The sequence below is a fragment of the Streptomyces gottesmaniae genome (assembly GCF_031845845.1).
In the GTDB taxonomy this organism is placed as follows: domain Bacteria; phylum Actinomycetota; class Actinomycetes; order Streptomycetales; family Streptomycetaceae; genus Streptomyces; species Streptomyces akebiae.
Map to the genome: position 1 here is coordinate 140,201 of NZ_JAVRFJ010000004.1, position 24,658 is coordinate 164,858.

Here is a 24,658-nt window from a genome sequence, read left to right on the forward strand (position 1 = left end):
GGTGGCGTGCCCGCCCCTCCCCTCCCCTCGCCACATGGAGTTCCCGCATGCCCGCTTCCGTGCCATCGCCATCGCCGTCGTCCGCGCCCGCTCACGCGGAACCCGTGCTGCCGCCCGGCGCGGTCCTTCCGACGTCCGGTGCCGCGCACCGGCTGCGCGTCGCTCTCCTCATGGCCGGTAGCTGTCTGCCGATCCTCGGGGCCGTCCTGATCGCCCCCGTGCTGCCCAAGATGCAGGACCACTTCGCCGACGTGCCCGGCGCGGGCGCCCTGGTCCCGATGGCCCTCACCGTCCCGGCCCTGGCGCTGGGCCTGCTGGCGCCCTTCGCGGGCGTCATCGTCGACCGGCTCGGCCGCAAGCGCCTGCTGATCGTCGCGACCGTGCTGTACGCGATCTTCGGCACCGCACCGCTGTGGCTGGAGTCGCTGGGCGCCATCGTGGCCAGCCGCGCCCTGGTCGGTATCGCCGAGGCCGCCATCATGACCTGCTGCACCACGCTGATCGGCGACTACTACAGCGGTCGGGTACGGGACCGCTACCTCGCCCTCCAGACCATGTGCGCCTCCGCCTCCGCGACCGCCTTCTTCGTCATCGGCGGTGCCGCGGGGTCGGCCGGCTGGCGGACCCCGTTCTGGATCTACGCCGTCAGCCTGCTCATCGCCCCGCTCATGGCCATCGGGCTGCCGAAGCCGACCGCGGCCACCGGTGCCGCCGCCGAGGACGGCGAGAGCACGGACACCACGGTCACCCCGAAGCGCTCGTTCCCCTTCCGGCAGCTGGCCGGGATCTGCGGACTCACCGTGTTCGGGGCCCTCGTCTTCTACACCGTCCCCGTGGAGATGTCCTACCTGCTGGACGACCTCGGCGTGACGGCGACCAGCGTGATCGGGCTGGCCACGGCCATCGCCAGCGCCGCCACCGTGGCCGGCGCGATCACCTTCGCCAAGCTGCGCGGGGCCCCGGGGCCCCGGCTGCCACTCGTCTTCGCCCTGTGCGCGGCCGGGTTCGCGGTGATGTGGCTCGCGGACAGCGCGCCGCTGCTGATCGTCGGCGCCGTACTCAACTGCCTCGGCACCGGTCTCCTGCTGCCTTCCCTGCTCACCATCGCCATGTCCAAGCTGGACTTCGCAGACCGCGGCCGTGGCACCGGCCTGTGGACCGCGTCCTTCTTCATCGGCCAGTTCATCTGCCCCCTGGTTCTGATCGCAGCCAAGTCCGCCCTCGGCACCCTGGCCGCCGCCGTCGGCCTGCTCGGCCTGGCCTCGGCCGTCGTTGCGGCAGGCCTCTTGCTGACCGCCCGGCGCAAGGCCGCGGCCGTCGCACCGTTGCCCCAGTAGGAGGAGGCCGCCCGCGACGGGCGAGTCGAGGGCGGCGCTGTCCGTATGTATGCCTCTCGGTCGAATGCCGGGGGCCTGCCGCCGCGACTTCCGCGACGAAGCCGGTGACCGCGTTGATCGGCCGGGATCGGGATCACCGCGCGGATCCCGCGCTTGCGGAGGTGGTCGCGGATCGCGCGTGACGAGTACGCCTTGTCAGCGAGGACCAGGTCTGGCCTGGTGCGGGGCCGCCCTCGTCGACGTGGAACTCGCAGGCGGGCCATCACGTGCGGGAAGGCGGGCGCGTCGCCGGCTTGTCCGGCCGCGAGATAGAAGGCCAGAGGTCGACAGCGGGCATCGGACGCGAGATGGATCTTCGTGGCCAGTCCGCCGCGGGACCGACCGATGGCACGGTCGTCCGGCTCGCCAACAGGGGCCCCTTTTTGCGGGCCCCGCCGCGTGCTGGTGAGCGCGCACGATGGTGGAGTCGACCGAGACGGCCCAGTAGAGGCCTTCTTCGGCATCGGCCTGCGCGACAAGTGCAGTGAAGACCCGCTCCCCGTGCCGTCGATGGCCCACATCCGTAGCCGGTTGTAGACGCCTCGCCAGTTGCCGTACTTCGCCGGCAAGTGGACCCACTGCGAGCCGGTCTGGGACTTCCAGGCGATCGCGTCGATCACTTCGCGATGGTCTCTCCACCGGCCCCCGCGTTTCGGTGTCCGGTCCGGGAGCAACGGCTCGATCCTCGCCCACTGGGCATCAGTCAACGGCACCCCCGAACCAACGACGCAGGCAGCGCGGCCGTCGTGCCTAGTCCCACCAGAACGACCAGGAAGTCCGTCCCATGAGGTCCATCGCATACTCGGGGAACGGCGTGGGCGGGTCGTCGACGATGTTGTTCGCGGTCGAGAGCACGTGTTCCAAAGCGAGCAGGTTCGCGTGCTCTGCTTCGACGGGCGGCCTCGCGACCGATACGTGCAGCTCGCTGCCGAACACCGCCACGACCCGGGCGCCGAAGCGATCTTCCCAGCTCCGCAGGAGTGCACACAGCAGAGGCAGCGGCGCCTCCGCGGACCAGCCGATCGACGCCAGAGCATCGCTGCTGCGATGGGCAGGGACAAGCACGAGACGGCACCCGTCCAGCCCGAACTGCCCCGTCTCGAGGAACCAAGACAGCAGGCTTGCCGCCGCGTCCTCGGGCTTCGGATCTGCGGACGCAGCCGGCATCTGCGGTGCCAGGCCCGGCCACTGCACGAAGGGCGGCCCGGGGTCGTGTGGCCATGGTTCGACTCCCTCAGGCGCTGGGGCCGGTGTCGGGTCCATCCAGAAGGGCAGCCTCCTGCGCCGGTACTCGGCGAAGTCCGTGGCCAGCACCTCCTCCAGGCAGACGGCATCGACGTGGTCCAGGCCGAGCGGCCTTCCCAGGGCATCGGGCCAGCACAGGAGCGGAACCGAACCACGGGCCTTCTGCTCGCTCAGCAGGCGAGGCCACAGCTGATCGACGTCTTGAGGAAATTCGTCAGAGACCCACACACGTGTGGGACCGGAAGACAGGAACCGGCCGGGAGGCAGACCATCGGGCAGGACAAACGACATGGCCGCACCGTAGACCGTGGCGCTGACATCGAAGCTCCCAGCAGGACACAAAGACTTCCCGCCAACAGTGATCCAACCGAATCGCCCTAGAACCCCAGGCCGAAGTGCTTGGCCTTGCCCGCATCGATCAACTCCTTGACAGTACTCCGGCAAGGGGCCCGGCTCAGCGTCATTCACCAGGCGGATCGGTTGCGATCACCGACTCAGCCTGCTTATTCTTACGATCGTAATTTAATGGGCTGGGTCGCATCGGGCCACGCCATCCGTGCTCTGGTCATCTCCTCTCCACTTCACCGGGAACCTTCATGGACCTCTCCGCCAGCACCGCCCTTGTCACCGGAGCGAACCGGGGCTTCGGCCGGGCCCTCGCCGCCGAACTGCTCAGCCGCGGCGCTGCCGTCTATGCCGGCGCCCGCAATCCCGACCAGGTCGACCTGCCCGGCGCCAAGCCGATCGCACTCGACATCACCGACCCCGCCTCCGTCGCGGCCGCCGCCGCGGCCACCGGCGATGTGACCATCCTGGTCAACAACGCGGGCTCCTCCACCGGCGCCGACCTGCTCACCGCCGACCTGGACGACATCCGCCTGGAGATGAACACCCACTACCTCGGCACCCTGACGGTGGCCCGCGCCTTCGCGCCCCAGATCGCGGCCAACGGCGGCGGGGCCATGCTGAACGTCCTGTCCGGCCTGTCCTGGGTCAGCTTCCCGGAGTTCGGCGCCTACTGCGCCGCCAAGTCCGCGGAGTGGTCACTTACCAACACCCTGCGCGTGCAACTGGCCGACCAGGGCATCCGCGTGGCCGGTCTGCACGTGGGCTACATGGACACCGACATGGTCCGGGCCGTCGACGCGGCCAAGTCCGACCCGGCCGACATCGCGCGCATCGCCGTGGACGGCATCGCCGCCGGCGCCTACGAGATCCTCGCCGACAACGCGGCCCGCCAGGCACAGGCAGCACTGTCCGGGGGCGTCTCGGTGCTCTACCCGCAACTCCCCTGAGCAGCACCCGCCACCGCCTGCCAACCGCCAGACACGTCCGCCGAGGGAACATCCTGACGCAGGATCACAAGCAACCGGTTCGGGAGGCAGCGCCATCGGGGCCTCGGCCATCACCAGCATGGCCGGAGTCATCACCGCGCTCGACAACCTGATCGTCACCCCCACCCTCCCCATCCGCAAAGACCTCGGCGGCGGCCTCGCCCGAAAGCGAGGATCTCCTCCGCCCGCCTGCCCTTCCCCACGCTCGTACGCCGCCGGACGGTCTCGACGGCTGCGGTTCGCCGGTCGGCCATCCATGGGAAACGGCCGACCGCTGGCTCGCCCCGCGGTCGGGTCTTGCCTGTTGAGCAGTTCCCGACCCATTGCATTATGATCGTAATGTAAATGGTGGGACCGAGCGGTGGCTCGCCATCAGCCCGAACAACGGAGCCCACGCCATGCCGCACAGGTGCAGGCGGGACCGACTCAGCCGACGCAGCCCGAGTGACAAGCCGACGACACCCGCACCCCACCCGGCGCAACAGCTCCGTGGTCGCCGAACGCGATCACGGCCAGGCAAGCCCAAGCCCAAGCCCCCTACGAAACACGAAACGGAAACCACACCATGAGCCAGCCCAGCACGATCCGCCTTGAGCGGACGACTCCGCGCACCGCGAGGATCACATTCTCGAATCCTCCCGTGAACCTGGTGGTTCCCGAGTCGATCGTGACGTTGCACAAGATCGTCTCGGAGCTGGAGAACGACCCGGACATCCAGGTCGTCGTCTTCGCCAGCGAACTTCCCGACTTCTTCATCAACCACTTCGACGCCGCCGCGGCCGCCGACCTTCCCGTGCCCGAGCACGAGGACGACAACCCGTTGTGGACCGACATGGTCCTGCGGCTGAGCAAGGCTCCGTTCGTCAGCATCGCGGCCATCCGGGGCCGCGCCCGGGGCGCCGGCAACGAGCTTGCCCTCGCCTGCGACCTGCGCTACGCCAGCCGCGAGAAGGCGTTCTTCGGCCAGCCCGAGGTCGGCATCGGCCTTGTCCCCGGCGGAGGGGGAGCCGAGCGACTGCCCCGTTCGATCGGCCGCGACCGGGCGCTCGAGGCCATCCTCGGCAGTGCCGACTACGACGCCGGCACCGCTGAGCGCTGGGGATGGGTCACCCGGGCCCTGCCCGACGCGGAGCTCGACGCCTTCGTCGACGCGACCGTCGCCCGTCTCGCCTCCTTCGACCGGCAGGCACTGGCGACCGCGAAGTCGCAGGTCAACCGGGCGACCCTGCCGCCGGACGCCCACCTGGTCGCCGCCTTCGGCGAGTTCGCGGGCACCCTGACGCAGCCGGGATTCGCCGCGCGTGCGGTCGGGCTCGGCGCACTGGCCGCCGAAAAGGGCCTCGACGTCGAGTACCAGCTGGGCGAGTACATCGGCCGGGTCAACGAAGCCCTCTGATCGCCTGTGCCGCGCCTACGACCGACCGTCGCGCCCCACAGGGCGCCCGTAGGCGCCGCGACACCCCGGGCGGGATCCGTCCCCGGCCCACCAGGGTCCCCATGGCGGCCGGGCGCGCTTCCACGGCGGCCCGGCCGCCGGCTCCCGGCCGGAGGGCCCCGCCGCACCCGCCAGCGTCCGAACACGGAAAACGCGACGGACATGCCCCACCGCGCACCGGTCGTCACGTGCTAGTCGACCGCTCTCCCGTCCGGTGCCGTGACTTCGTCGACGGCACGAACAGCCGAACCAACGGCTCACAATCGCAGGCTCGTCAGTGTCTGACCCTCGGGTGGTCGGTCGGCTGCGGTCAGGCTTCCGGGCTGCGTGCCGCCGACTGGTCGTTGCTGCCGTGTGCCAGTGAGGCGAGGATTCCCTTGCGGCAGACATCGAGGATTTCGTGCGCCAGCGGAGAACCGTCCGGGCATGCCCGCGACAGCATGACCGCGCCGACCGAATGCGTAAGCATGTCGATCGCCATGGTGCGGGCCTCGCGTTGGTCCGCATCCCCCGGCGTATCGCTTGGGGCCTGAAGGGCCGTCAGCAGGTTCTCGATCCCGGCCGCGAACTCCGTTTTGATGTTTGCCGGCTGACGTGCGGCGTCGCCGCTGAGGGCCGCGATGGTGCAGCCGTCGCCTCGCCCGTCGCGATGCTCCCGGAAGACGTAGCTCTCGACGAACTCGGCGGGGCCCAGGCCTTCTGTCCGTGCCGCGGTCCGCGAGAGCCCGCTCGCGGACGATTCGGCCATCAGGTCGGCCTTGGAGCGGAAGTGCTTGCAGAACCCGCCATGGGTGAACCCGGCGTCTGTCATCAGTTCCGCCACGCCGCCACCGTCATAGCCGCGCTCGCGGAACAGCCTGACCGCTGTCGCGACGACATGCGCACGGTGCTGCTCCGCCTGCGCCTTGGTCACTCGCATGTCCAGCCGCCCCTTCCACGGTCGACGCTCGACGGTCGAGCATGCATAGATGCCGATCGACATCTAAGAGCTTGACTTTTTATATTACGACCGTCATTGTATTGCTCATCCCCTCCAGAAAGCCGCAGACCATGAGTGACACGCATGTGACCGCATCCACCCAGTACATCGAGGTCGACGGCGACCGCTTCGCCTACCGCCGCTGGGGCAAGCCCTCCGGCGTCCCGATCTTCCTCGTCCAGCACTTCCGCGGGGGTATGGACAACTGGGACCCCCTGCTCACCGACGGCCTGGCCGAAGGCCGCGAGGTCATCCTGTTCAACGGGCGCGGCGTTGCCTCGTCATCCGGTACGCCGCGCAACCGGGTCGAGGACATGGCCGACGACATCGCCGCGGTCATCCGGGCGCTGGGGCTGGAGCAGGTCGATCTGCTCGGCTTCTCGCTCGGCGGTTTCCAGGCACAGGAGGTCGCGCTGCGCCACCCCGAGTTGGTGCGCAAGCTCCTCCTGCTCGGCACCGGTCTCCGGGGCGGGGACCCGACGATGGACCCCAAGGTGCCCGAGGTGGCGCTGAATCCGGTCCCCGGCCTGGAGGACTTCCTCTTCCTGTTCTTCGGCCGCTCCGAGGCCGCCGTCGAAGCGGGCCGGACCTTCTGGGAGCGGCGTCACCAGCGGGCCGACCAGGACCCGCCGAGCTCGCCCGCAGTCGGGCAGGCGCAGTTCGAAGCGTCCATGGCCTATGCGGAGCCGCTGCCGGGCGAAAACCCTTACGCCTACCTGAACGCGATCACCCAGCCGACGCTGGTCCTCAACGGCGAGAACGACGTGATGATCGCCTCGATCAACTCCTGGCACCTCGCCCAGAACATCCCCAACGCCCAACTGCTGATCTACCCCGACGCCGGGCACGGAGCACAGTTCCAGTACCCCGAGCGGTTCCTGAAGCACGCCCTTCAGTTCCTCGACGAGTAGATAGCGGCGCGCACAAGGCGAACGGCACGCCCTCGGCCGACTGCCGTCCCGGCCATCTTGCGCCGCCCGCCACCCAGCAAAACATTACGGACGCAATTTAATTTATCCATGCTCATGGCGGATGCCTCATCGGATTCACAGCCCGGAACGCGGGTCTGCCGGATGTCCGCCACCAACAATCTGAGGAACCACGCATGCTCGACAGCCTGTGGACCCCGACCGTCGCCGGAAAGATCTCCCTGCCGCACCGTCTGGCGATGTCCCCCCTGACCCGCAGCAGGGCCGCCCCGGACGGCGTGCCGACCGAGCTGAACGCCGAGTACTACGCCCAGCGCGCCTCGCACGCCCTGATCATCACGGAGGGCACCCAGCCCTCCGCCGACGGCCAGGGTTACCCGGTGACCCCGGGCATCTACACCGACGAGCACATCGCCGGCTGGCGCAAGGTCACCGACGCCGTACACAAGGCGGACGGACGCATCGTCATCCAGCTCATGCACGTCGGGCGTATCTCCCACCCGGACAACACCACCCATCACCGGCAGCCGGTGGCCCCCTCCGCGATCAGGCCGGCGGGCCAGACGTTCACCGGCTCCGGGATGCAGGAGATGCCGGAGCCGCGCGCACTGTCCACCGAGGAAGTCGCCGCGACGGTCGACGACTTCCGGCGCGCCGCCGCGGCCGCCGTCGCGGCCGGCGCCGACGGCGTCGAGATCCACGGCGCCAACGGCTACCTGGTCAACCAGTTCCTCTTCCCCAGCACCAATCAGCGCACCGACCAGTACGGCGGCTCCCTCGACAACCGCATCCGCTTCGCGGTGGAGGTCGCCACCGCCGTGGCCGACGAGATCGGAGCCGACCGCACCGGCATCCGGCTCTCCCCCGGCAACCCGTTCCGGCTCGGCGACCTCGCGGAGGACGACCCTCACGAGCTCTACCCGCACCTTGTGCGGGCACTCGCGCCCCTCGACCTCGCCTACCTGCACCTCGCCCACGGCGGCGACGAGGAACTCCTGGGAACGCTGCGCCAGCTGTGGCCCAACACGCTGATCCTCAACCGCGCCGGCACCGACATCGCCACCCGCGCCAAGGACATCGAGAACGGCATCGCCGACGTCGTCACTGTGGGCTCGATGGCGCTCGCCAACCCCGACCTGGTCGAGCGGATACGAGCCGGAGCGCCCCTGAACACCCCGGACCCCGCCACCTTCTACGGCGGCGGCGCGGCCGGCTACACCGACTACCCCACCTACGCCGCCTGACCGAGCGCCAGTGCCCGAGGAAGTCGTCTTCCTCGGGCGCTTCGGCGTACGCACGGCGCAGCCAGGCAGCGGTGAACACCGCTCGCGGCGTGAGCGGTGTGCCGTCGATGACCACGAGGTCCCGCTCCGCGGCTCCGAAGCCGGACTCACCGCACCGGACGTGCACTCGGCCCCGTCGACTACGTTCGCCAACGCCCTCAAGGCGCGGCCGGGGTTGTGACATACGCGGCTCCGCCCCGTGGGCGCGACCAGCCACAACGGCGCCGCAGCCGGACGACGGCACCACACGGCATCACACGGCACTTCAAGCGGAGCGCTTGGCGGCGGTCGCGCGAACACCAGGGCTATATCCGCTCACTGAGACATGACCACGGAAAGTGCGTCGGTAGCGCCACCGGGGAGACGCCGACGGCGGCGTGCAGATGCTGTCGTAGCGAGGTGTGGGCAGCGAAGCTGACCTGGCCGGCGATCTCGTCCACCGGCAGGTCGGTGGTCTCCAGGAGGTGACGGGCCCGGCCGACCCTCTGTTGGATCAGCCGGCGTCCGGGTTCATGCCCATGCGCGCGCAGGTGGAGCAGTTCGGCACGCTGCGGCCCGGCCGCGATGGCCTCGAGGATCTCATCCGCTCGTATCCTCGCCCGAGCACCAGGACAACCCCGGCAACGGTTGTCCGAACGCCGCCCTGCTGGACGAGATCGGCCGCTGCGGTGACGGAACCAAGGCCGCCTACACCCACGGCGCCAAAGCCGTCGGGGACGAGTTCGCCGCCCGCCTGGCACCCGAGGATCCGCGGTCCGCCCGCGGTCAGGCCGTCGGGCTCTTCGCCCTGGCGGTGGGAACGCTGGCGCTGTCCCGCGCGCTCTCCGACCAAAAGTTCTCCGACGAGGTCCTCGAGCAGGGAATCGAGAACGCCCTCGCCATCGCGCGATGCACGTCAGCACCGGCTGGATGACCTGGCACGGGCCGGGATGCCGGTGCCGCGTGAGCGGGTGGTCCCCGGGGCAACTGCGCTCTCGGGAGCGGCCGGCGCGGGGGTCCTCCGCTCGTACGGCGGCTGACTCCGCGCCCGTTCGAAATACGCCGTAGCGGCAGTGCAGGTCCTGGGCCTGGGTCCTGGTGCCCGAACGGGACGCCGGCCGGTCTCCGCATCGCCATCCTGCACGACAACCGCCTCGGCGCCGCAGGGCCGCGAGGTGAGCAGGTCAGTTACGTCGAACACGTGACGAGAGCCGTGACGCCCGGCGGGCGTCACGGCTCTGAGTCAGCGTCTTCGGCCCCGTACGCAGACCGCACCGCGGCCCTACGGCCGGCCGAAGAACTCGAGAGCCGTCGGCACGAACTGCTCGTGGTACTGGAAGATGCCGCCGTGGCCGCCGTCGGGGTAGATCACCAGTTCGGCGTTGGGCAGTCGCCGGGCCATGTCGTGCGAGTTCGACGTCGGAACCATCCTGTCGTTGTCGCCGTTGGCGACGAGTACGGGCTGCTGGATGCGGGAGAGATCCTGCGGCTCTGCCAGCCCCCAGCGGTGGATGGCCTTGAGCTGGGAGAAGTAGGAGGTGAGGCGGATCGCCTTGTCCCGGTCCTTCGTGCGCTCCTTCAGCCGGGCGAGGAACTCCTTGCCGGCCCGAATCCCGTTCGGGGTGCGGGTGAAGAAGAGGAACTGCTTCACGTCCTGAAGGGTGAGCAGTGCCCGGAGGGTGTCGTAGTGCGAGATCCGGGTCACGTTCTTGATGCCCTCGCCGCCGGCCGGACCGGTGCCCGCGAGGATCAGCCTGCGGATGAGCTGCGGATCGGTCTCGGCGATCACCTGGGCGATCATGGCGCCCATCGAAAAGCTGAGGACGTCGACCTGCTCGAAGCCCAGTGCCCGAATGAAGGTGACGGCGTCCTTGGCCATCTCCTCGATGGTCTTCGGCGTCACGCCGGTTGACGCGCCCACACCCCTGTTGTCGAACGTGATCACCCGGTGCTCGGCGGCAATGCCGTCGACGACCCGGGGGTCCCAGTTGTCCAGGACCGCGGCGAGGTGGGTGATGAAGATGACCGGCATGCCGGTCCGGGGGCCGAGGTCGCGGTAGGCGAAGGTCACTCCGTCGGCGGTGACGGTGCGGGTCTGCGCGTTCTTGTACGACGTCACCACGTCATCATGTGTTTCGCGTGCGTTCACGGTCGTGCCCTTCGATGTGTGGGTCACCGCTACTGTGCGCCAATTTCCGCTTCCTCGCAGATGGGCGTAGAGCGGGCGGCGCTCCTGTGTCTCCCGGCCGCGACTGCAGTCCGGACTCGACGGTCAGAGGAGGCTCATGGAGAACCACCTGGATCAGGCCTCTGAACAACCCGTCAACCATTGAAGTATGACCATACTTTCATCAGGGTGCAAGTGGTGGAGCCGAACGAGATGCACAGCTGTGGAATCACGGGTTCCGCCGGGCTTCACGGCGCACAGCACAGCGCACCACCAGGGCAGGAGCGGCTCACCTGCGCCGACGGCTGCGAGACTCTGGTCGTGACCGGCGAGTCGCGGACGTCCGGCCCCGAACCGATGACAGCCGACGACCTGTTCCGCGGTCGTGGCATCGATGCCAGGCGTGAGGACGACCCCTGGCTGCGCCCGGATTCCAGGACGAGGGCCGGGCCGGAGTCCGCACCGTGGACTACGACAACGGCCGCCTCAACCCCGACCCCGCGTCGCCGGCACAGCGCATCGCCGACTTGCACCCGCGGCGGACCCGGCGCGACGCTTACGGCGCCTGCTCCTCAGTTCTGACATGAGCGGCTGCGAAGACGCCTTCGAACCGGCCATGGCCTTCCACGGGTTCCGCTGCGTTGAGCTCACGGGCCGCCCCAAAGGCATCCCGGCCGGTGACGCGCTGAGCGCCGTCGTCATCGACGTCCGCCCCGTCCTCGAACTGTCGTGGGGTTCACTCATACTCCTGCGCGACACCGTCGCTGTGCGCAGATCGGCCGGCTGATCCCCGATCCGGTCGGCCCTGCCCGTCGAGGTCGGCGAGGCCGAACTGGCTGAGGCAATGGCGGTCGCGTCCCAGGCCGACTACGTCGGCCGTCCCAGGCTGACGTAGTCGGCGACACCGTCGGTCCGACCGGAAAGGCCGCTCCACGGCGACGCTGGATCTCGTCGGGAGTCAGATCGCGCTCCTCGGCGACCTCAGAAGCTCGACCGGCCCCTCATCTCGTCTACCGAGGCCAAGCTTTCGACGCTGCCCGCCTCGGAACTCTGCGCGGACGCCATCGACCAGGCCTCAACCCGGGGATGCAGGGCGGTCGGGCGGTCGCCGAGCTCGTGCTCGAGCGCATCGAGCCGAGCGGGCGGCTGCCCCTCAACGTTCCCCGCCCTGCCGGACAGCTGCCGGTCCACTGCGGCCAGGTCCGGGGGCATCATGTCCGCCTTCGGCGACGGCCTCAGCTACACGACGGTGCACTGCTCGGAGCCGACAACCCAGAATTGTCACGTCGCCGGTACGCACCGACTGCCCAGCCCCGATGGTGATGACGGGCGGCAGTCGCGCAAGCGCCGCCTCACGGCTGTGATGCGGCGCTTGCACGATGGCTGACCGGCAGTCGCCCGGGGTTCGGGATCGGCGGCGCGGTAGGCGTGCTCAGGCGGCGAGGAAGTCGGTCACCTGCTTGGTGAAGGCCTTGGCGTGCTGGAAGAGGAAGGCGTGGCCCGCGTCGCCGTAGAGGAGGAGGGTGGCGTCGGCCAGGTGCTGGACGGCGACGTAGGACGCGTGGGCGGGGACCATCACGTCGTGCAGACCGTTGGCGTACAGGACGGGGTGCTTGATGGACTCCAGTTCGGCCCGTACCTCGTCGAAGGGGGCCGCCAGGAGCTGGCCGATCGCGGCGAGCATGCCCTGCGCCGTCGCCTCGGTGACCGCGGAACCACCAGCGGCGAGCCGGGGCGCGACGTGGGCGAAGTGCTCGTGCCCTGAGGCGCGGGCCGCTTCCGTCTCCGGGTAGAACAGGTACAGCATGTCGTCCTGGTCGGCGTCGGGCTTGGCCATGATGCCCAGGACCTTCTCGCTCGCCTCCGGCGCACCGGGCACCCAGCCGTTCGGGCCGCTGCCCGCCACGACGATTTTGCGCACCAGCTCCGGGCGACGCGCGGCCAGGCGCTGCGCCACGAAGCCGCCCAGTGACCAGCCGAGCACGTCGGCCTGCGTGAGACCGAGGGCCTCGATGAACTCGGCGGCGCCCTCGGCGAATCCGTCGATGGAGTCGCGCGGCTCGCCGGAGGTGTAGCCGACGCCGACGTTGTCGAAGACGATCACGTCGTGGTCGGCGGCCAGGTGGTCCAGGAACTCCGGGTCCCACCAGTCGATGGTCGCGCGGAAACGCTGCAACAGGACGAGCGGGACACCGCCCTGCGGACCCATGCGCCGGTAGGTGAAGGTCGCGGAGGGCCCCTCCACGGTGAGGTTCTCGGCCGTGTCTGCCAGATACGTACTCATGACGCCCTTCTTGTTGGCGGGTACCCGTCCGTTCTCGCGGGTCAGCTCACGCAGCACGCAAGACATGCCGGGCCTGTGGGGCCACTGCCCTTGGCCGGCGCGCGACGAGGCGAGCCGGAGTTGTGGACCAGGCTGACGATCCGCTCGGATCGCTCGATCACCTTCTCGCCCCCTCGGGCGACCCAGACGGCTTCCAGCTCGCTCCGATCACCTCGCAAGAGCGCCGGAATTCGGAGCTATTGAATTACGTTCACAATACAATACATTGGAGGAGCCGCTGGAGGGCGAGTAGCCCTCCCGGCGCGTAGAGGAGTGTGTGGTGCGCTACAGGAAAGAGCACAAGCAGGCGACCAGGCAGAGGATCATCGAGACAGCGGGCCGCCGCTTCAAGGAGGACGGCATCGACGGCTCGGGCATCGCGGCGCTCATGAAGGACGCCGGGCTGACCAACGGCGCCTTCTACACCCACTTCACGTCCAAGGACGACCTGGTGGCCACCACGATCGCCGACCAGTTGCAGGCCCAGAACGCGACCATCGTCGCGCACGCGCAACCGGGCCGCGCCGGCCTCGAACAGATCGTGCGCTGGTACCTGTCTCCCTGGCACCGTGACAGCCGTGACGTCGGCTGCCCCTCCGCCGCCCTGCTCGACGAGATAGGGCGGTGCACACACCCGACCAAGCAGGCTTACACCGAGGGCGTACTGGTGATCGCCGACGGCATCGCCGCCCGCCTGGCGCCGGGCGACCCGCTCTCGGTCCGCCCCATGGCACTCAGCTCCTACGCCATGATGGCCGGCACGCTCCAGCTCTCACGGGCCCTCGCCGACCCACAGCTCGCCGACCAAGTCCTCGATCAGGGCATCCACAACGCCCTCGCGCTCCTGGGCATCGAACACGAAGGGGACACCAGGAGGGCGCACTGACTGGCGTACACACAGACACTGCGGAGCGCGCGCCGCACCGCCCACGCCGCGCCAACCCCCGTCCTCGACCCGTCGGCTTCCGTGCGCCACACCCGTACGGACGCCCTCCTCCCCCGGCTGGAGCCGGGGGCTTCTCGCCAGGTCGCCGGAGCGGCGCGCGCCGAGTCGCCGTACTTGTAACCCTGTTCGGCGGCGATGCGGCGTGCCTGCTCGTGCAGGCTGCGTGCCTGCTCCCAGTGGCGGGCGAGCAGTTCGAGCCAGCCGAGGCCGGACAGCCGCGCCGACACCTCAGCCTCCAGGCCCAGTTCACGCGCCGGCCGCAGCCCTTCGCGCCGCAGGCAGGCCGCCTCGTCGTACTCGTCTTTGATCTCGGCGAGCGCGGCGAGGTCGCCACGGACAAGAGCGAGCGTGGCACGCAGACAGAGCGCTGCGGCGGTGCCCCACTGCTCGCCCGCACCGTCGAAGAGGTCGAGCGCCCGCCGCGTTCAGCTCGGCGCTCGCAGTCACCTCGCCCGCGCTGAACAGGCCGTAGCACACAGCCGCAGAGCACGGGCCCGTCTCGGACAGCTCCGCGACGGCGCCGGTGGTGCATCTGGAGCGGTTCACCAGCGACCACTATCTGGAGAAGCCTTCCGATGTGGGGCATTACAGCGTGCTGCACGACCACCTTCAGGCCCAGACCCTCAGCCCCGACAGCAGCCGCGACTTCAGCACCGACGTCACCAAGTCGTACATCGACGCGGCAAGCCACCCTGAGCTTGTCCTACCTTCCAAGCGTGGGCCTGAGACGGCCATTCGTAAGATCGTCGGACCCAGGGGTTTTCGATATGGCTGTCAGCTTGTAGCCGTCCGATGGCTCAAATGACTTGACCGTCTGGAGCCCCGCGACGACTCGACCGCTAATTGGGATACGCGACTCGATCGCTGTGTAGGACAACGTCGGCGAGGTCGTCTGCGGGACTGCAGTGGGACGACGAGCTGGCGGAGGTGACCATGCCTGAGATCTGGGCCGGCGTGGACATCGGCAAAGAACATCACCACTGCGTGGTGATCGACGCGCAAGGTGAGCGTCTGGACGAGGTCGTCACCATCGGGATCGCCATCACCGGCGGGATCACCGCGTGCGTCGACTGGCCGCGCGCCATGCCGTTGCGGATCTGCCGGCCATGGTCGAGGTACTCCGCCTGCCGTGCCGTCAGGCTCCCGCTGGCGGCGCCCTGCTTGATGAGCTGGTGCAGCGGCTTCCTGCCCGCGTCCGGGATCCGGTCGCGCAGCACGATCTCCACCGCGATCAGGCAGTGCATGACCGCCACCGTGGAGAACTCGTAGCAGTAGCCGCAGTCTCCCAGCGGCAGGCCCGGGCGGCAGCGGCTTTTCTTCGGCCGTCGCGCAGCGTGCCGGGACGGAGATTTCTCCCCACTGGAATGGGCGGAATGTCGCAGGTAGCGGAACGGGACAAGGGGCAACTCAGGCGCCTGTGACCGCTCACGATTGTTGGCGGGCGTGGTCCGATGTTCCCGCAGGTCGCCGGAAACTGTTCAGCGCTGTTGGCGGGTTCTGTTCGCGTTGGGTGGCGGTTTGGCGCCGTCGGCCGGTGTGAGCATGCGGCGACCCGACACCCTCGCCTGAGTCGGAGTGCCTGTTCTGAACCTGAGCTCAGCAGATCAAGGGCCGCGAGTCCGGAATGGGTGCTTTGCGCAAGCGTTTGGGGAACGGTCACCGTGACCGCTCCCCAAACGGAACGCACCAGGCCCGTGCTGCGCGACTCCGCAGCTGGTCACCGGGGAGGGCTGACCGGCGTCGGAGTGCCCGGCTCGGGACATCTACAGGTGCGAACAGCCACCGCGGGAACAGATCACGCCGTCCAGCGGTTCCATGTTCTCGTCGTACATCAGGATGCCGACCTGTACGACGCCGCCCGGGAGCGGAATCCGCATTGATCCGCCCCAGGGCTGGTTCGGCCCGTTCGCGTACGCGGGCGGGCTGCAGGGGGCTTGGTCCGACTCCGCGTCGCCGTTGAGCCCAACGGCGCAGACCGTGCGGGTGCCGCTCGCGGCGTGGACGACGCCGGACACGCTGGCGGTGTACCCGTCGGTGAAGCTGACCGTTCCGGTGGCGGTGCTGGCGCCGAAGGCAAAGCTGTAGGGCTTGGACACGGTGGCGGCTTGCGCCGGTGCGGCGAAACCGATGGCCGCCATCAAGGCCACCACCATCACCGTCAAGAGCTTGCGCATGGCTCTTCCTCTCCTCGGACGAACTTGGGCGGTGCCCGAACGGCCGGGTGGAACGCCCGTCGTCCGCCGGAAGAGCCAATCAGCAGCCGACGGCCCCTGCTAGAGCGTGAAGTAGCCACAGGTTCAGCAGTAGACCGAGCACGAGCAGGAACTCGTAGAGGTCCTGGCTGTCCAGCCCATGGACTACCGCGTTGTGATGGCCGTCTGCCAGAGCTTTGCCGTCCATCGGGAACCGGTGGACAAGCGCAGCGCCAGTGCGAGTTTGATCGATAGTTGGCGGGTGCCGCCGCCCGGACCGGCTGGTCGCGTGACGCCTTCGATCTCTGACTGGCGGGTTCTTTGCTTGGTAGTTGGCGGCTCGTAGACCCCGGCCAGTCACTCCAGGTGAGGAGGGTCTCCGCCCGCCGCAGTGGATCAGAAGTGCGTTGCGATGCCGAAGGCACGGCGGAGTTGTGCCATGTCGTGACGGTCTCGTTCCGAGGGCTCGTAGCCCTGATGGAAGTAAGCCTGCTGTTCGGCGGACAGGCACGGGACCGACGTCCCATGGATGGTGCCCGTCACGAAGCATGAAGACGGGTAGGTGAACGGACGCTCGGGTTCGGGTGATGCCTGTAATGCTGAGCCGTCGTCGGCGAAGACCAGCGGGTGGAGGTCGATCTCTCGTCCGTCCGGTGCCGTCACGACGAATCGGATGGGCCTCCCGTTCAGGGTCTCAACGAAACCGGCCTCCTGGAGGGCCGCCAAAACGGTGCCTTCCTGGTCCCGCCGGTGCATCAAGTCCAGGTCGCGGTGGTCTCGCGTCTGCTCGCCGATCAGAGCATCGATCCCCCATCCTCCACCGATCCAGACGTCCGTCTTCGCCTGTCGTAGCAGGGTGAGGACGAACAACACGTCGTCAGCTGTCATCACCTGACGCAGGCTAGAGGCGTCTGACCTGCGCCGCGAACGATTTCCTGTGCAACCGACTGCGTACAGCGTCACCGACTTCGTACGTCACGACCAAATGGTCAACCCCACGCAGATCGGAACGGATCCGGGCCCTCGCCGCCTCCACCCGACCAGCACAGCAGTCCGGCGTACGCGGTCGGCACGTATCTCCGGTCTTGACCGCAACCCACAGTCACCAGACCGGACAGCCGCCAACCAGACATCAAATCCGCCATCTGACGATCAAAGTCACAGACAGCCAGGCGAGTCCACTCACCGTCGGTGCGCGGAATCCATCCACAGGCATCCGCTCTGAAGATCGCTTTTGAGGCCGCCGCGATTGGCGCGGCGCCCCGTACGTGAGGAGCCATCATGCCCACCACCAACATGCCGCTCGCCCCGATTGACCCCGGACGCGGCCATCAGCGCGTTCAGACACGTCCGGGCCCTCCAGGCCGACGAAGTCGAAGCCGCCCGCGAGCTCGCCAGCGGCGAGCTGCGGATGCCCGAGCTGCTCGTCGACGTCGTCGAACAGATCGTCGTCCCCGTCACCGCGCTGCCCGGCCCGGAGGCGAGCGAGCCATGCGCGGACACCTTCGCCCTGGAGGCCCTCTGACGCGTCTTCGTGACCGCACTGCGGCATCGCCCGCTCCGTCATCGACTTCGCCGCCCAGTTCCTCACCGGACGACCACGAGGACGCCGCCGACACCCTGCGCCACCTGGAGGCCCTCGGAGTGGACCAGGCCCTCGATTCCCACCCCGCACCCGCTGGCTCGCACCCGGTGCGCCTGACCGTCGCGTAGGCGCACCCCACACGCCCGCCACCGCCACGCGGCGCATCGCATCGCATCGCATCGCATCGCATCGCATCGCATCGCATCGCATCGCCCATCATGGTGCGTGCCATCGGCACCGCCGCACCGCACCTGGCGCGCGCCACGGCTGGGCGGGCTCCCGTGTCACCCATCCCCTTGACCGCGACCTGATCGCCAGCCGAAAGGGGCTGTGTCAAGGGGAAACGCCTTCGGCGGCGGACCTGGTCAAGGGGTAGCGCACGCCACCGGCCGCACCTGGTCAAGGGGTCGGTCGGCGGTGGGCGCACCGGCGCGGTGCGGGACATCAGTTGCGGCGCATCGTGCGCGCGAGAGTGCTGGGCATCGTCGGGTGGTGCGCCGCCGGATGCGGTGACGGAATCGCGGTGCGGACCACGTGGCGTGCATCGTCATCGGGCGCACAGGAGTGTCGCCACACTGGTCGGCTTCGCACACTGCGGCGATGAGGGAGCTGCTTCGACTCGCGGGAATCGCGTTCCCCCGAGAGTTGGTGGGTCGGAGAGACAGCGGGACGCGGTCAGGCATTGTTGACCTTTTCGGGTTGCCTTGAGCGGGCCTTCGGTGGAGCAATGGCGCCGCAACTGGCGTGAAGGCGGTATGGAGGGTCTGAAGTCGAAGGGACCCTCGAAAGTGCCGAAGCTGTCGGACGAGCGGTTCGCCGTGCTGGAAAAGGAGCTGGCCAAAGGTCCGGGTGCGCATGGCTGGGAAGATCAGCGGTGGACTCTGGAGCGTGTCAGAACGCTGATCGGCCGCCAGTTCGAGGTCAGGTGCTCGATCGCGGGAGTGTGGCGGCTCCTGCACCGCCACGGCTGGTCCTGGCAGAGAGCCCGGCCCGCCGTGCGCAGGAACGTGACGAGCACGCGGTCGAGCTCTGGAAGAAGGACGTGCGGCCGCACCTGGGACCGGCGCGGACAGACTCCCGTGGTGAGAGTGCGGGGCCGGTCCCGGCGGCGGATCTCGGTCGCCGCGATGTGCTGCTACCGGCCCGGCGAGAGGTCCCGGCTGATCTACCGGCCCCGATTCCACTCCTTGCTGAAGGGTGCACGCAAGAGCTTCGCCTGGCAGGACTACCACGATCTCCTGGTCCGCGCGCACCTACAGCTCGGCGCTCCGATCATCGTCGCCTGGACCATCTCAACACTCATCGCACCGCTGGCCTGCGTGACTACGCCGCAGGCCACGACTGGCTCACGATCGTCCAGCTCCCCTCCTACAGCCCGGACTTGAACCCGGTGGAAGGCGTCTGGTCCCTGTTACGGCGAGGCCCGATGGCCAACACGGCGTTCAGTAAGCAGTGAGCAGCCCCACCCAGGGCCACCGCGTCTCGCGCGGCGGCCCTGGGTGATGAAACCGCCCCTCAAAGGGACACCGACGCGACCGCGGCCGATACCGGCGCAGCCCCACCGTCAGCCAATACTTGGCTAGCCACGCATTTACTGTTACGTTGTTATGTGTCTAGCCACCTAACGGGTGGCGACACGTAAGGAGTCGTCATGAGAGCCATCCTGTTCGACCGTTTCGGCGGCACGGAAGTGCTGCGCGAGGCGGACGTCGAGGTCCCGCAGCCCGGCCCCGGGCAGATCCGCGTCCGCGTCAAGGCGGCAGGGCTGAACGCGCTGGACGGCAAGATCCGCTCCGGGGCGATGGAAGCCAAGTTCCCGACGCCGCTGCCCGCCATCCCCGGTGGTGAGCTCGCCGGCGTGGTGGACGCCCTGGGTGAGGGCGTGCGGGACGTGCAGGTGGGCGATGAAGTGCTGGGCTGGTCGGACACCGGCTCGTACGCCCAGTACGCGCTGGCCACCACCGTCGCCCCCAAGCCCGTCGGCCTCGACTGGCAGGACGCGGCCGCGCTGCCGACGGCGGGCGCGACGGCCGAGCGGGTCCTTGACCTGCTCGGCGTCGTGGCCGCGGAGACCGTACTGATGCACGGCGCGGCCGGAGCGGTCGGCACCCTTGCGGTCCAGCTCGCCACGGCCCGCGGAGCGCGTGTCATCGGCACCGCAGGCGCCGCCAACCAGGACTACCTCACCGCGCTCGGCGCCACCGCGACCCTCTACGGCGAGGGCCTGGTCGAGCGGGTCCGGGCACTCGCCCCCGACGGCGTGGACGCGGTGTTCGACGTGGCCGGGAAGGGAGCCCTGGAGGACTCCATCACCCTGCGCGGCGGCACCGAGCGCATCGTCACCATCGCCGACTTCAGCGCGTACCAACTCGGCATCACCTTCTCCAGCGCTCCCCGGGAACGCTCCGCCGCCGGCCTGGCCGCCCTGGCCCAGGACGCCGCGACCGGCAAGGTCGTCACCACCGTCACCGCCTACCCGCTCGCCCAGGCCGCCACAGCCCAGCAGGTCAGCGACGCCGGGCATGGCCGGGGCAAGATCGTGCTCACCGTCGACTGATCACGCCCGCTTTCCCCTCTTGTTCCGATCATCACCTGTTGTTCCGATCATCACCTGGCCATCACCACACCGAAGGACCACTCATGCTGAACGCCCTGTGGACACCGATCACCGTCGGAGACATCTCTCTGCCGCATCGCCTGGTCATGGCCCCCATGACCCGTGACCGCTCCACACCGGAAGGCGTACCGACCGAGCTGAACGCCGAGTACTACGCCCAGCGGGCCTCGCACGCGCTCGTCATCACCGAGGGAACCCAGCCCTCCGCCGACGGACAGGGCTACCTCCTGACCCCCGGCATCCACAATGACGAGCAGATCGCCGGGTGGCGCAAGGTCACCGACGCCGTGCACGAGGCCGACGGCCGCATCGTCATCCAGCTGATGCACACCGGACGCATCGCCCACCCCGACAACACCCCCCACGGGCGTCAGCCGGTCGCCCCTTCCGCAATCCGGCCGGCGGGCGTGATGTTCACCGCGTCCGGGCCCCAGGAGATGCCGGTCCCGCGCGAGCTGTCCACCGAGGAGATCGCGGCGACCGTCGACGACTTCCGCCGCGCCGCGGCGGCCGCCGTCGCGGCAGGCGCCGACGGCGTGGAGATCCACGGAGCCAACGGCTACCTGGTGCACCAGTTCCTGTCCGACAACACCAACCAGCGCACCGATGGCTACGGCGGCTCGACCGAGGGCCGCATCCGCTTCGCCGTCGAGGTCGCCGCCGCGGTGGCCGACGAGATCGGCGCCGAGCGCACCGGTATCCGTATCTCCCCCGGCAACCCCTACAACGACATCGCCGAGTCCGACAGCGCCGAGCTGTATCCGGCGCTCCTGGACGCCCTGCGCCCACTCGAACTTGCCTACCTCCACGTGATACACCCCGGAGACGAGGAGCTGCTGGGCACGCTGCGCGCGCTGTGGCCGACCACGCTGATCCTCAACCGGGCCGGCACCGACCTGCCCGCCCGCGCCAAGGACGTCGAGGACGGCACGGCCGACCTCGTCTCCGTCGGCGCCCTCGCGCTGGCCAACCCGGACCTGGTGGAGCGGCTCCGCGCCGGCGCGCCGCTGAACACCCCCGACCCGGCGACCTTCTACGGCGGCGGAGCGGCCGGCTACACCGACTACCCCACCCACACCGTCTGAGGAATCCGCATCATGCCCGCCTCCACACACCGCACCCCCTCTACCGCCAGCGAGGGGCCGATGAGCTACGCGATCTTCCAGCTCGCCCGCGCTCACCGGGCCCGCGCCGCCGCCATGCTCCGCGAGATGGACCTGCATCCCGGACAGGAACTGCTGCTGATGCAACTCCTCGAGCGGGACGGCCAGACCCAGTCCGAGCTCCTGGAGAGCGTCGGCCTGGACCACTCCACCGTCTCCAAGTCCCTGCGCCGCATGCAGGACGCCGGCCTGCTCAGCCGTGAGCCGGCCGCACACGACCGGCGCGTCATGGTCGTGCACCTCACCGACAAGGGCCGGGCGATGCGCGAGCCCATCGCGGCCATGTGGCGGGCCCTGGAGGAGACCTCCGCACGGGACCTCTCGGCCCAGCAGGCGGAGTCCTTCGTCCGCACCGCCTACGCCATCGCCGACGCCATCAACAGCCGCGCCCTGCCCCAGGAAGAGTCCGAGTAACTACCCCGTTTGCACCCCATGTCGGCGCGCCCTGCACGACAGACGGGTGGACATGCGGACATGGGGTGCGAGTCGTTCTGGATGTGGCGGAGGCACTGCCCGTGTCCTGCACCCGAGCTCTGTAGGCAGTTTGGGATGCGCCACGAACTGGCAACCCACCTGGCCGGCAGCCCAGCTCCAGCTTCGGGATACACCAATGGGTTTCCGGCGCATGACACTAGCTTCTGCACGTCAGGGAGATCGTTCGGTTGCGGGGCCTCAGCGTCATACAAGCGCGAGCAGTCCTAGCTAACGCAGGCAGGCGGAACTCATGAGAGGCAAGGCAACCCCTTAGCGGGGACGGTGAGCCTTTCCCGCCGCCAGTTGGTTGTACATCGAGGACGGCCGCGTCACCGCCCGCTCCCCGCCCGCTCCCCCAGCGAGCCGGCCCCGCGGCACCCACCCCCTCGGCTACCCCTGCCTACCCCCCCCCCACTACTGACCTGATGGAAAGTGAGACCCCCATGACCACCACCCTCCCCACCCTCGTCGTCGGCGCGACCGGCTCCCTCGGCGGCAAGGTCGTCGACGAACTCCTGGCGCGCGGCAAGCACGTCCGCGCCCTGGTCCGGCCGACCACCGACGCGAGCGGGCTCGAAAAGCGAGGTGTCGAGATCGCCCGCGGCGACATGCTCGACCTCGACTCGCTCGTCGCCGCCATGAACGGCGCCGACGCCGTCATCACCACCGCCGCCGGCTACACCCGCGGCGGCAAGAACGCCAACGACGTCGACACCGTCGGCAACGCCAACCTCGCCGAGGCAGCCCACCGGGCCGGCATCCGGCGGTTCGTGCTGACCAGCATCCTCACCAGCGACCAGACACCCCAAGTCCCGCACTTCTGGCACAAAAAGCTCGCCGAGGACAAACTCGAACAGCTCGGCGTCCCCTTCGTCGCACTGCGCCCGGGCGCGTTCTTCGACCAGATCGCCACCATGGCGGGCAACCCCATCGACAAGGGCCGCCTGATCTGGATGGCCAAGGCCGCCGTCCCGCTGACCTTCGTCCACACCTCCGATCTCGCGGCGTACCTGGCAGCCACCGTCGACGCCCAGGCCGACAACGGTGAGCGCATCGACATCGGCTGGGACCGTCCGGTCAGCATGCGCGAGATGGCCGACCTGATGGGCAGCCGGGCCGGAAAAAAGATCAAGGTGTGGGCCGTGCCCTCCGTCGTCGTCCGCGCCGCCGGAGCCGTCGTCGGTCGCTTCATGCCCCTGGTCAAGGACATGGCCGCGATGTTCGGCTGGTTCGACACCGGCCGCTACGTCGCCGACACCCGCCGACAGGAAGAATTGTTCGGCCCCGTCCCCACGGCCGAAGAAGCCATCGCCCGGTACACCGACGAGCTGACCAAGGCACAGCACCGGTGACAGGCCGCATCCTGGTCCCGCCGCCCGGGCGGGGTCCATTGAGGCTGGGCACCGACGGCCCAGGCCGTCGCTTGGCGAAGTCGCGCAGGTTCATCTCCTGCTCCCGTACGTGAAGGGCCATGGAGAGCATGGACTCGTCGGTCACGCCGCCCGCGTCGCCGTTGGTCCCGGACATGGCCGCGAGCACGGTGAACACCACACCGGAGGCCTAAGCCCTTCAGCTCCCCGCGAGCTTCACGGCGGCCTCCAACTCGCGCCGCCTCATGGCACGGGTGTGGCCCCAGTCGCCCGGTGTCTTCTATTGACCATTAGGTGTCCGTGCCGACTGGGCGATTCGCTGGGATAGAGGGAGAAAGTGGAGAGGCGCCGCGGTCGCGGAGTGCGCAGAAGTGAAAACCGGCATGAACGAAAGATGGGAAAATGTCGTGACCCGTGATGAAGTCGAATCGCTCGTCGAGTTCGAGAAGGCTATTCAGTGGCGGTGGAGCACGGGAGACCCGACGGGCTACATGGATGTGCTGGCCGAGGACGTCACCTACTTCGATCCGCTCGCCGAGCACCTCCTCGTCGGCCGTGCGGCTGTGCTCGAGCACTGGAAGCGCATCTATGCGGATGCGCACATCACTAGGCAGGAGTATCTCAACGAGGTCTCGCGCGCGAGCGTCAAGGGCGACGAGGTCCTCCTGGCCTTCAACTTCAATACGTACCAGCAGGACGACAACGGCGAGGAGAAGCCGTTCCTGTCGTGGGACATGTCGCTCATCTTCCGAAAGATCGCCGACAAGTGGATGATGGCGCATGGGCACTTGTCCCTGAGCAATACGCTGGATCTCGACAGCATCCGAAAGTAGAGCACCATGATGCTCTGACCTGGCGTCGTCCCGGGCCTCCATCACAGAACCAGCGAGGCCCGTCGAACAGGATCAACGCGAGCACATTCCGGTCGCCGGGCGGGATCACGGCCTGGGTGGTGGGGACATGGATCCTGGTGCGCAGCTGTTCGTCTGCAGCACCGAGTAGCAGAGCGACCACTTCCTGGCCTTAGTCAGAGGGCATCTGATCGACGTTCAGGCCGTTGTGGTGGTCATGTCCGTTTCGATTCGTCACGTTGGCGTGCATTCTCCCGTCAGTGCGCGGGACATTTGTCAGCCATCGCCCAGTGAACCATTGCCCCGGGTTCTGCGGGGTAGGGCTTCGTAGTCCCGGGCCAGCCGGCGGTGCCGCATCAGCCAGCCGAAGTCCCGCTCGATCACTCACCGTTTCGGCCAGATCTCCCTCG

At 68.8% G+C, this 24,658-nt stretch carries 22 protein-coding genes and 4 pseudogenes; 16 read left to right on the forward strand and 10 right to left on the reverse strand.

All coding sequences use genetic code 11. The annotated features are described in order from the left end of the window. Nucleotides 1–47: 47 nt before the first annotated feature. Nucleotides 48–1,337, forward strand: a complete 1,290-nt coding sequence (locus RM704_RS06525) for an MFS transporter (RefSeq protein ID WP_311590009.1) — start codon at nucleotides 48–50, stop codon at nucleotides 1,335–1,337. A 47-nt stretch (nucleotides 1,338–1,384) separates the two neighbouring features. Here RM704_RS06525 and RM704_RS06530 read toward each other — a convergent pair. Both RM704_RS06530 and RM704_RS06535 read right to left on the reverse strand, forming a co-directional pair. Beyond that, nucleotides 1,385–2,176 (reverse strand): annotated as a pseudogene (locus RM704_RS06530) (IS5 family transposase); the annotation flags it as partial. Further along, nucleotides 2,127–2,912 (reverse strand): DUF4253 domain-containing protein, encoded by a 786-nt coding sequence (locus RM704_RS06535; RefSeq protein ID WP_311590012.1) that lies wholly within the window; start codon nucleotides 2,910–2,912, stop codon nucleotides 2,127–2,129. The pseudogene RM704_RS06530 and the gene RM704_RS06535, both read right to left, overlap by 50 nt. A gap of 305 nt (nucleotides 2,913–3,217) precedes the next feature. Between RM704_RS06535 and RM704_RS06540 the strand changes: the two genes are divergently transcribed. Next, the gene (locus RM704_RS06540) at nucleotides 3,218–3,916 is read left to right on the forward strand and encodes an SDR family oxidoreductase (protein ID WP_033532149.1); all 699 of its coding nucleotides are present in this window, start codon (nucleotides 3,218–3,220) and stop codon (nucleotides 3,914–3,916) included. 604 nt (nucleotides 3,917–4,520) lie between these two features. Continuing rightward, entirely contained in the window at nucleotides 4,521–5,351 is an 831-nt protein-coding gene (locus RM704_RS06545) for an enoyl-CoA hydratase/isomerase family protein (RefSeq protein ID WP_033532148.1), read from the forward strand. Between the two features lie 349 nt (nucleotides 5,352–5,700). On the opposite strand, the gene RM704_RS06550 is transcribed toward RM704_RS06545, so the two are convergent. After that, a complete protein-coding gene (locus tag RM704_RS06550; RefSeq protein WP_311590026.1) occupies nucleotides 5,701–6,372 on the reverse strand; it encodes a TetR/AcrR family transcriptional regulator in 672 nt (223 codons plus the stop codon). A 68-nt stretch (nucleotides 6,373–6,440) separates the two neighbouring features. Between RM704_RS06550 and RM704_RS06555 the strand changes: the two genes are divergently transcribed. Both RM704_RS06555 and RM704_RS06560 read left to right on the forward strand, forming a co-directional pair. Continuing rightward, on the forward strand, nucleotides 6,441–7,280 hold the full coding sequence (locus RM704_RS06555) for an alpha/beta fold hydrolase (protein ID WP_033532147.1): 840 nt from the start codon (nucleotides 6,441–6,443) through the stop codon (nucleotides 7,278–7,280). Nucleotides 7,281–7,474: 194 nt separating this feature from the next. Next, the gene (locus RM704_RS06560) at nucleotides 7,475–8,542 is read left to right on the forward strand and encodes an alkene reductase (RefSeq protein WP_033532146.1); all 1,068 of its coding nucleotides are present in this window, start codon (nucleotides 7,475–7,477) and stop codon (nucleotides 8,540–8,542) included. Nucleotides 8,543–8,846: 304 nt separating this feature from the next. Here the strand turns inward: RM704_RS06560 and RM704_RS06565 are convergent. Next, nucleotides 8,847–9,099 (reverse strand): annotated as a pseudogene (locus RM704_RS06565) (helix-turn-helix domain-containing protein); the annotation flags it as partial. A 743-nt stretch (nucleotides 9,100–9,842) separates the two neighbouring features. Continuing rightward, on the reverse strand, nucleotides 9,843–10,709 hold the full coding sequence (locus RM704_RS06570; protein ID WP_052146572.1) for an alpha/beta fold hydrolase: 867 nt from the start codon (nucleotides 10,707–10,709) through the stop codon (nucleotides 9,843–9,845). Nucleotides 10,710–11,310: 601 nt separating this feature from the next. Here RM704_RS06570 and RM704_RS06575 point away from each other — a divergent pair. Further along, nucleotides 11,311–11,514: a hypothetical protein gene (locus RM704_RS06575; RefSeq protein WP_052146543.1), complete on the forward strand. Its 204-nt coding sequence runs from the start codon at nucleotides 11,311–11,313 to the stop codon at nucleotides 11,512–11,514. Between the two features lie 645 nt (nucleotides 11,515–12,159). On the opposite strand, the gene RM704_RS06580 is transcribed toward RM704_RS06575, so the two are convergent. After that, nucleotides 12,160–13,011, reverse strand: coding sequence for an alpha/beta fold hydrolase (locus RM704_RS06580; RefSeq protein WP_033532285.1), 852 nt, complete (start codon nucleotides 13,009–13,011; stop codon nucleotides 12,160–12,162). 316 nt (nucleotides 13,012–13,327) lie between these two features. Between RM704_RS06580 and RM704_RS06585 the strand changes: the two genes are divergently transcribed. The 3 genes from RM704_RS06585 to RM704_RS06595 all read left to right on the forward strand — a co-directional run bounded on the left by RM704_RS06585 (nucleotide 13,328) and on the right by RM704_RS06595 (nucleotide 14,801). Next, nucleotides 13,328–13,936, forward strand: coding sequence for a TetR/AcrR family transcriptional regulator (locus RM704_RS06585; protein WP_033532143.1), 609 nt, complete (start codon nucleotides 13,328–13,330; stop codon nucleotides 13,934–13,936). A 236-nt stretch (nucleotides 13,937–14,172) separates the two neighbouring features. Beyond that, complete coding sequence (locus RM704_RS45495) at nucleotides 14,173–14,457, forward strand: hypothetical protein (protein ID WP_157856818.1); 285 nt, start codon at nucleotides 14,173–14,175, stop codon at nucleotides 14,455–14,457. Between the two features lie 62 nt (nucleotides 14,458–14,519). Beyond that, nucleotides 14,520–14,801: a hypothetical protein gene (locus RM704_RS06595; RefSeq protein ID WP_033532142.1), complete on the forward strand. Its 282-nt coding sequence runs from the start codon at nucleotides 14,520–14,522 to the stop codon at nucleotides 14,799–14,801. Nucleotides 14,802–14,970: 169 nt separating this feature from the next. Here the strand turns inward: RM704_RS06595 and RM704_RS06600 are convergent, their stop codons facing one another. From RM704_RS06600 to RM704_RS06610, 3 genes are all read right to left on the reverse strand, one after another. Next, nucleotides 14,971–15,240 (reverse strand): hypothetical protein, encoded by a 270-nt coding sequence (locus RM704_RS06600; protein WP_311590255.1) that lies wholly within the window; start codon nucleotides 15,238–15,240, stop codon nucleotides 14,971–14,973. Between the two features lie 519 nt (nucleotides 15,241–15,759). Further along, a complete protein-coding gene (locus tag RM704_RS06605; RefSeq protein WP_033532140.1) occupies nucleotides 15,760–16,170 on the reverse strand; it encodes a hypothetical protein in 411 nt (136 codons plus the stop codon). A 414-nt stretch (nucleotides 16,171–16,584) separates the two neighbouring features. After that, on the reverse strand, nucleotides 16,585–17,076 hold the full coding sequence (locus RM704_RS06610) for a nucleotidyltransferase domain-containing protein (protein WP_192829859.1): 492 nt from the start codon (nucleotides 17,074–17,076) through the stop codon (nucleotides 16,585–16,587). Nucleotides 17,077–17,500: 424 nt separating this feature from the next. Here RM704_RS06610 and RM704_RS06615 point away from each other — a divergent pair, with 424 nt between their 5' ends. From RM704_RS06615 to RM704_RS06650, 7 genes and pseudogenes are all read left to right on the forward strand, one after another. Next, entirely contained in the window at nucleotides 17,501–17,713 is a 213-nt protein-coding gene (locus RM704_RS06615) for a hypothetical protein (RefSeq protein WP_033532138.1), read from the forward strand. Between the two features lie 764 nt (nucleotides 17,714–18,477). Next, nucleotides 18,478–19,220: pseudogene (locus RM704_RS45500) on the forward strand (winged helix-turn-helix domain-containing protein); the annotation flags it as partial. Between the two features lie 204 nt (nucleotides 19,221–19,424). After that, nucleotides 19,425–20,330, forward strand: coding sequence for an NADP-dependent oxidoreductase (locus RM704_RS06630; protein ID WP_033532137.1), 906 nt, complete (start codon nucleotides 19,425–19,427; stop codon nucleotides 20,328–20,330). A gap of 83 nt (nucleotides 20,331–20,413) precedes the next feature. After that, the gene (locus RM704_RS06635) at nucleotides 20,414–21,475 is read left to right on the forward strand and encodes an alkene reductase (RefSeq protein WP_033532136.1); all 1,062 of its coding nucleotides are present in this window, start codon (nucleotides 20,414–20,416) and stop codon (nucleotides 21,473–21,475) included. Between the two features lie 12 nt (nucleotides 21,476–21,487). Further along, a complete protein-coding gene (locus tag RM704_RS06640; RefSeq protein ID WP_033532135.1) occupies nucleotides 21,488–21,967 on the forward strand; it encodes a MarR family winged helix-turn-helix transcriptional regulator in 480 nt (159 codons plus the stop codon). Between the two features lie 503 nt (nucleotides 21,968–22,470). After that, nucleotides 22,471–23,379: an SDR family oxidoreductase gene (locus RM704_RS06645; RefSeq protein ID WP_033532133.1), complete on the forward strand. Its 909-nt coding sequence runs from the start codon at nucleotides 22,471–22,473 to the stop codon at nucleotides 23,377–23,379. 389 nt (nucleotides 23,380–23,768) lie between these two features. After that, on the forward strand, nucleotides 23,769–24,230 hold the full coding sequence (locus tag RM704_RS06650) for a YybH family protein (RefSeq protein WP_157856817.1): 462 nt from the start codon (nucleotides 23,769–23,771) through the stop codon (nucleotides 24,228–24,230). 252 nt (nucleotides 24,231–24,482) lie between these two features. On the opposite strand, the pseudogene RM704_RS45505 reads toward RM704_RS06650, so the two are convergent. Continuing rightward, nucleotides 24,483–24,632 (reverse strand): annotated as a pseudogene (locus tag RM704_RS45505) (IS5 family transposase); the annotation flags it as partial. Nucleotides 24,633–24,658: the final 26 nt, after the last annotated feature.

Excerpts from the sequence above, each read along its gene's own strand:
- RM704_RS06525 (WP_311590009.1), top strand. The coding sequence starts at position 48 with ATGCCCGCTTCCGTGCCATCGCCATCGCCGTCGTCCGCGCCCGCTCAC.
- RM704_RS06535 (WP_311590012.1), bottom strand. The coding sequence starts at position 2,912 with ATGTCGTTTGTCCTGCCCGATGGTCTGCCTCCCGGCCGGTTCCTGTCT.
- RM704_RS06540 (WP_033532149.1), top strand. The coding sequence starts at position 3,218 with ATGGACCTCTCCGCCAGCACCGCCCTTGTCACCGGAGCGAACCGGGGC.
- RM704_RS06545 (WP_033532148.1), top strand. The coding sequence starts at position 4,521 with ATGAGCCAGCCCAGCACGATCCGCCTTGAGCGGACGACTCCGCGCACC.
- RM704_RS06550 (WP_311590026.1), bottom strand. The coding sequence starts at position 6,372 with ATGTCGATCGGCATCTATGCATGCTCGACCGTCGAGCGTCGACCGTGG.
- RM704_RS06555 (WP_033532147.1), top strand. The coding sequence starts at position 6,441 with ATGAGTGACACGCATGTGACCGCATCCACCCAGTACATCGAGGTCGAC.
- RM704_RS06560 (WP_033532146.1), top strand. The coding sequence starts at position 7,475 with ATGCTCGACAGCCTGTGGACCCCGACCGTCGCCGGAAAGATCTCCCTG.
- RM704_RS06575 (WP_052146543.1), top strand. The coding sequence starts at position 11,311 with ATGAGCGGCTGCGAAGACGCCTTCGAACCGGCCATGGCCTTCCACGGG.
- RM704_RS06580 (WP_033532285.1), bottom strand. The coding sequence starts at position 13,011 with ATGAGTACGTATCTGGCAGACACGGCCGAGAACCTCACCGTGGAGGGG.
- RM704_RS06600 (WP_311590255.1), bottom strand. The coding sequence starts at position 15,240 with ATGCACTGCCTGATCGCGGTGGAGATCGTGCTGCGCGACCGGATCCCG.
- RM704_RS06605 (WP_033532140.1), bottom strand. The coding sequence starts at position 16,170 with ATGCGCAAGCTCTTGACGGTGATGGTGGTGGCCTTGATGGCGGCCATC.
- RM704_RS06610 (WP_192829859.1), bottom strand. The coding sequence starts at position 17,076 with ATGACAGCTGACGACGTGTTGTTCGTCCTCACCCTGCTACGACAGGCG.
- RM704_RS06630 (WP_033532137.1), top strand. The coding sequence starts at position 19,425 with ATGAGAGCCATCCTGTTCGACCGTTTCGGCGGCACGGAAGTGCTGCGC.
- RM704_RS06635 (WP_033532136.1), top strand. The coding sequence starts at position 20,414 with ATGCTGAACGCCCTGTGGACACCGATCACCGTCGGAGACATCTCTCTG.
- RM704_RS06640 (WP_033532135.1), top strand. The coding sequence starts at position 21,488 with ATGCCCGCCTCCACACACCGCACCCCCTCTACCGCCAGCGAGGGGCCG.
- RM704_RS06645 (WP_033532133.1), top strand. The coding sequence starts at position 22,471 with ATGACCACCACCCTCCCCACCCTCGTCGTCGGCGCGACCGGCTCCCTC.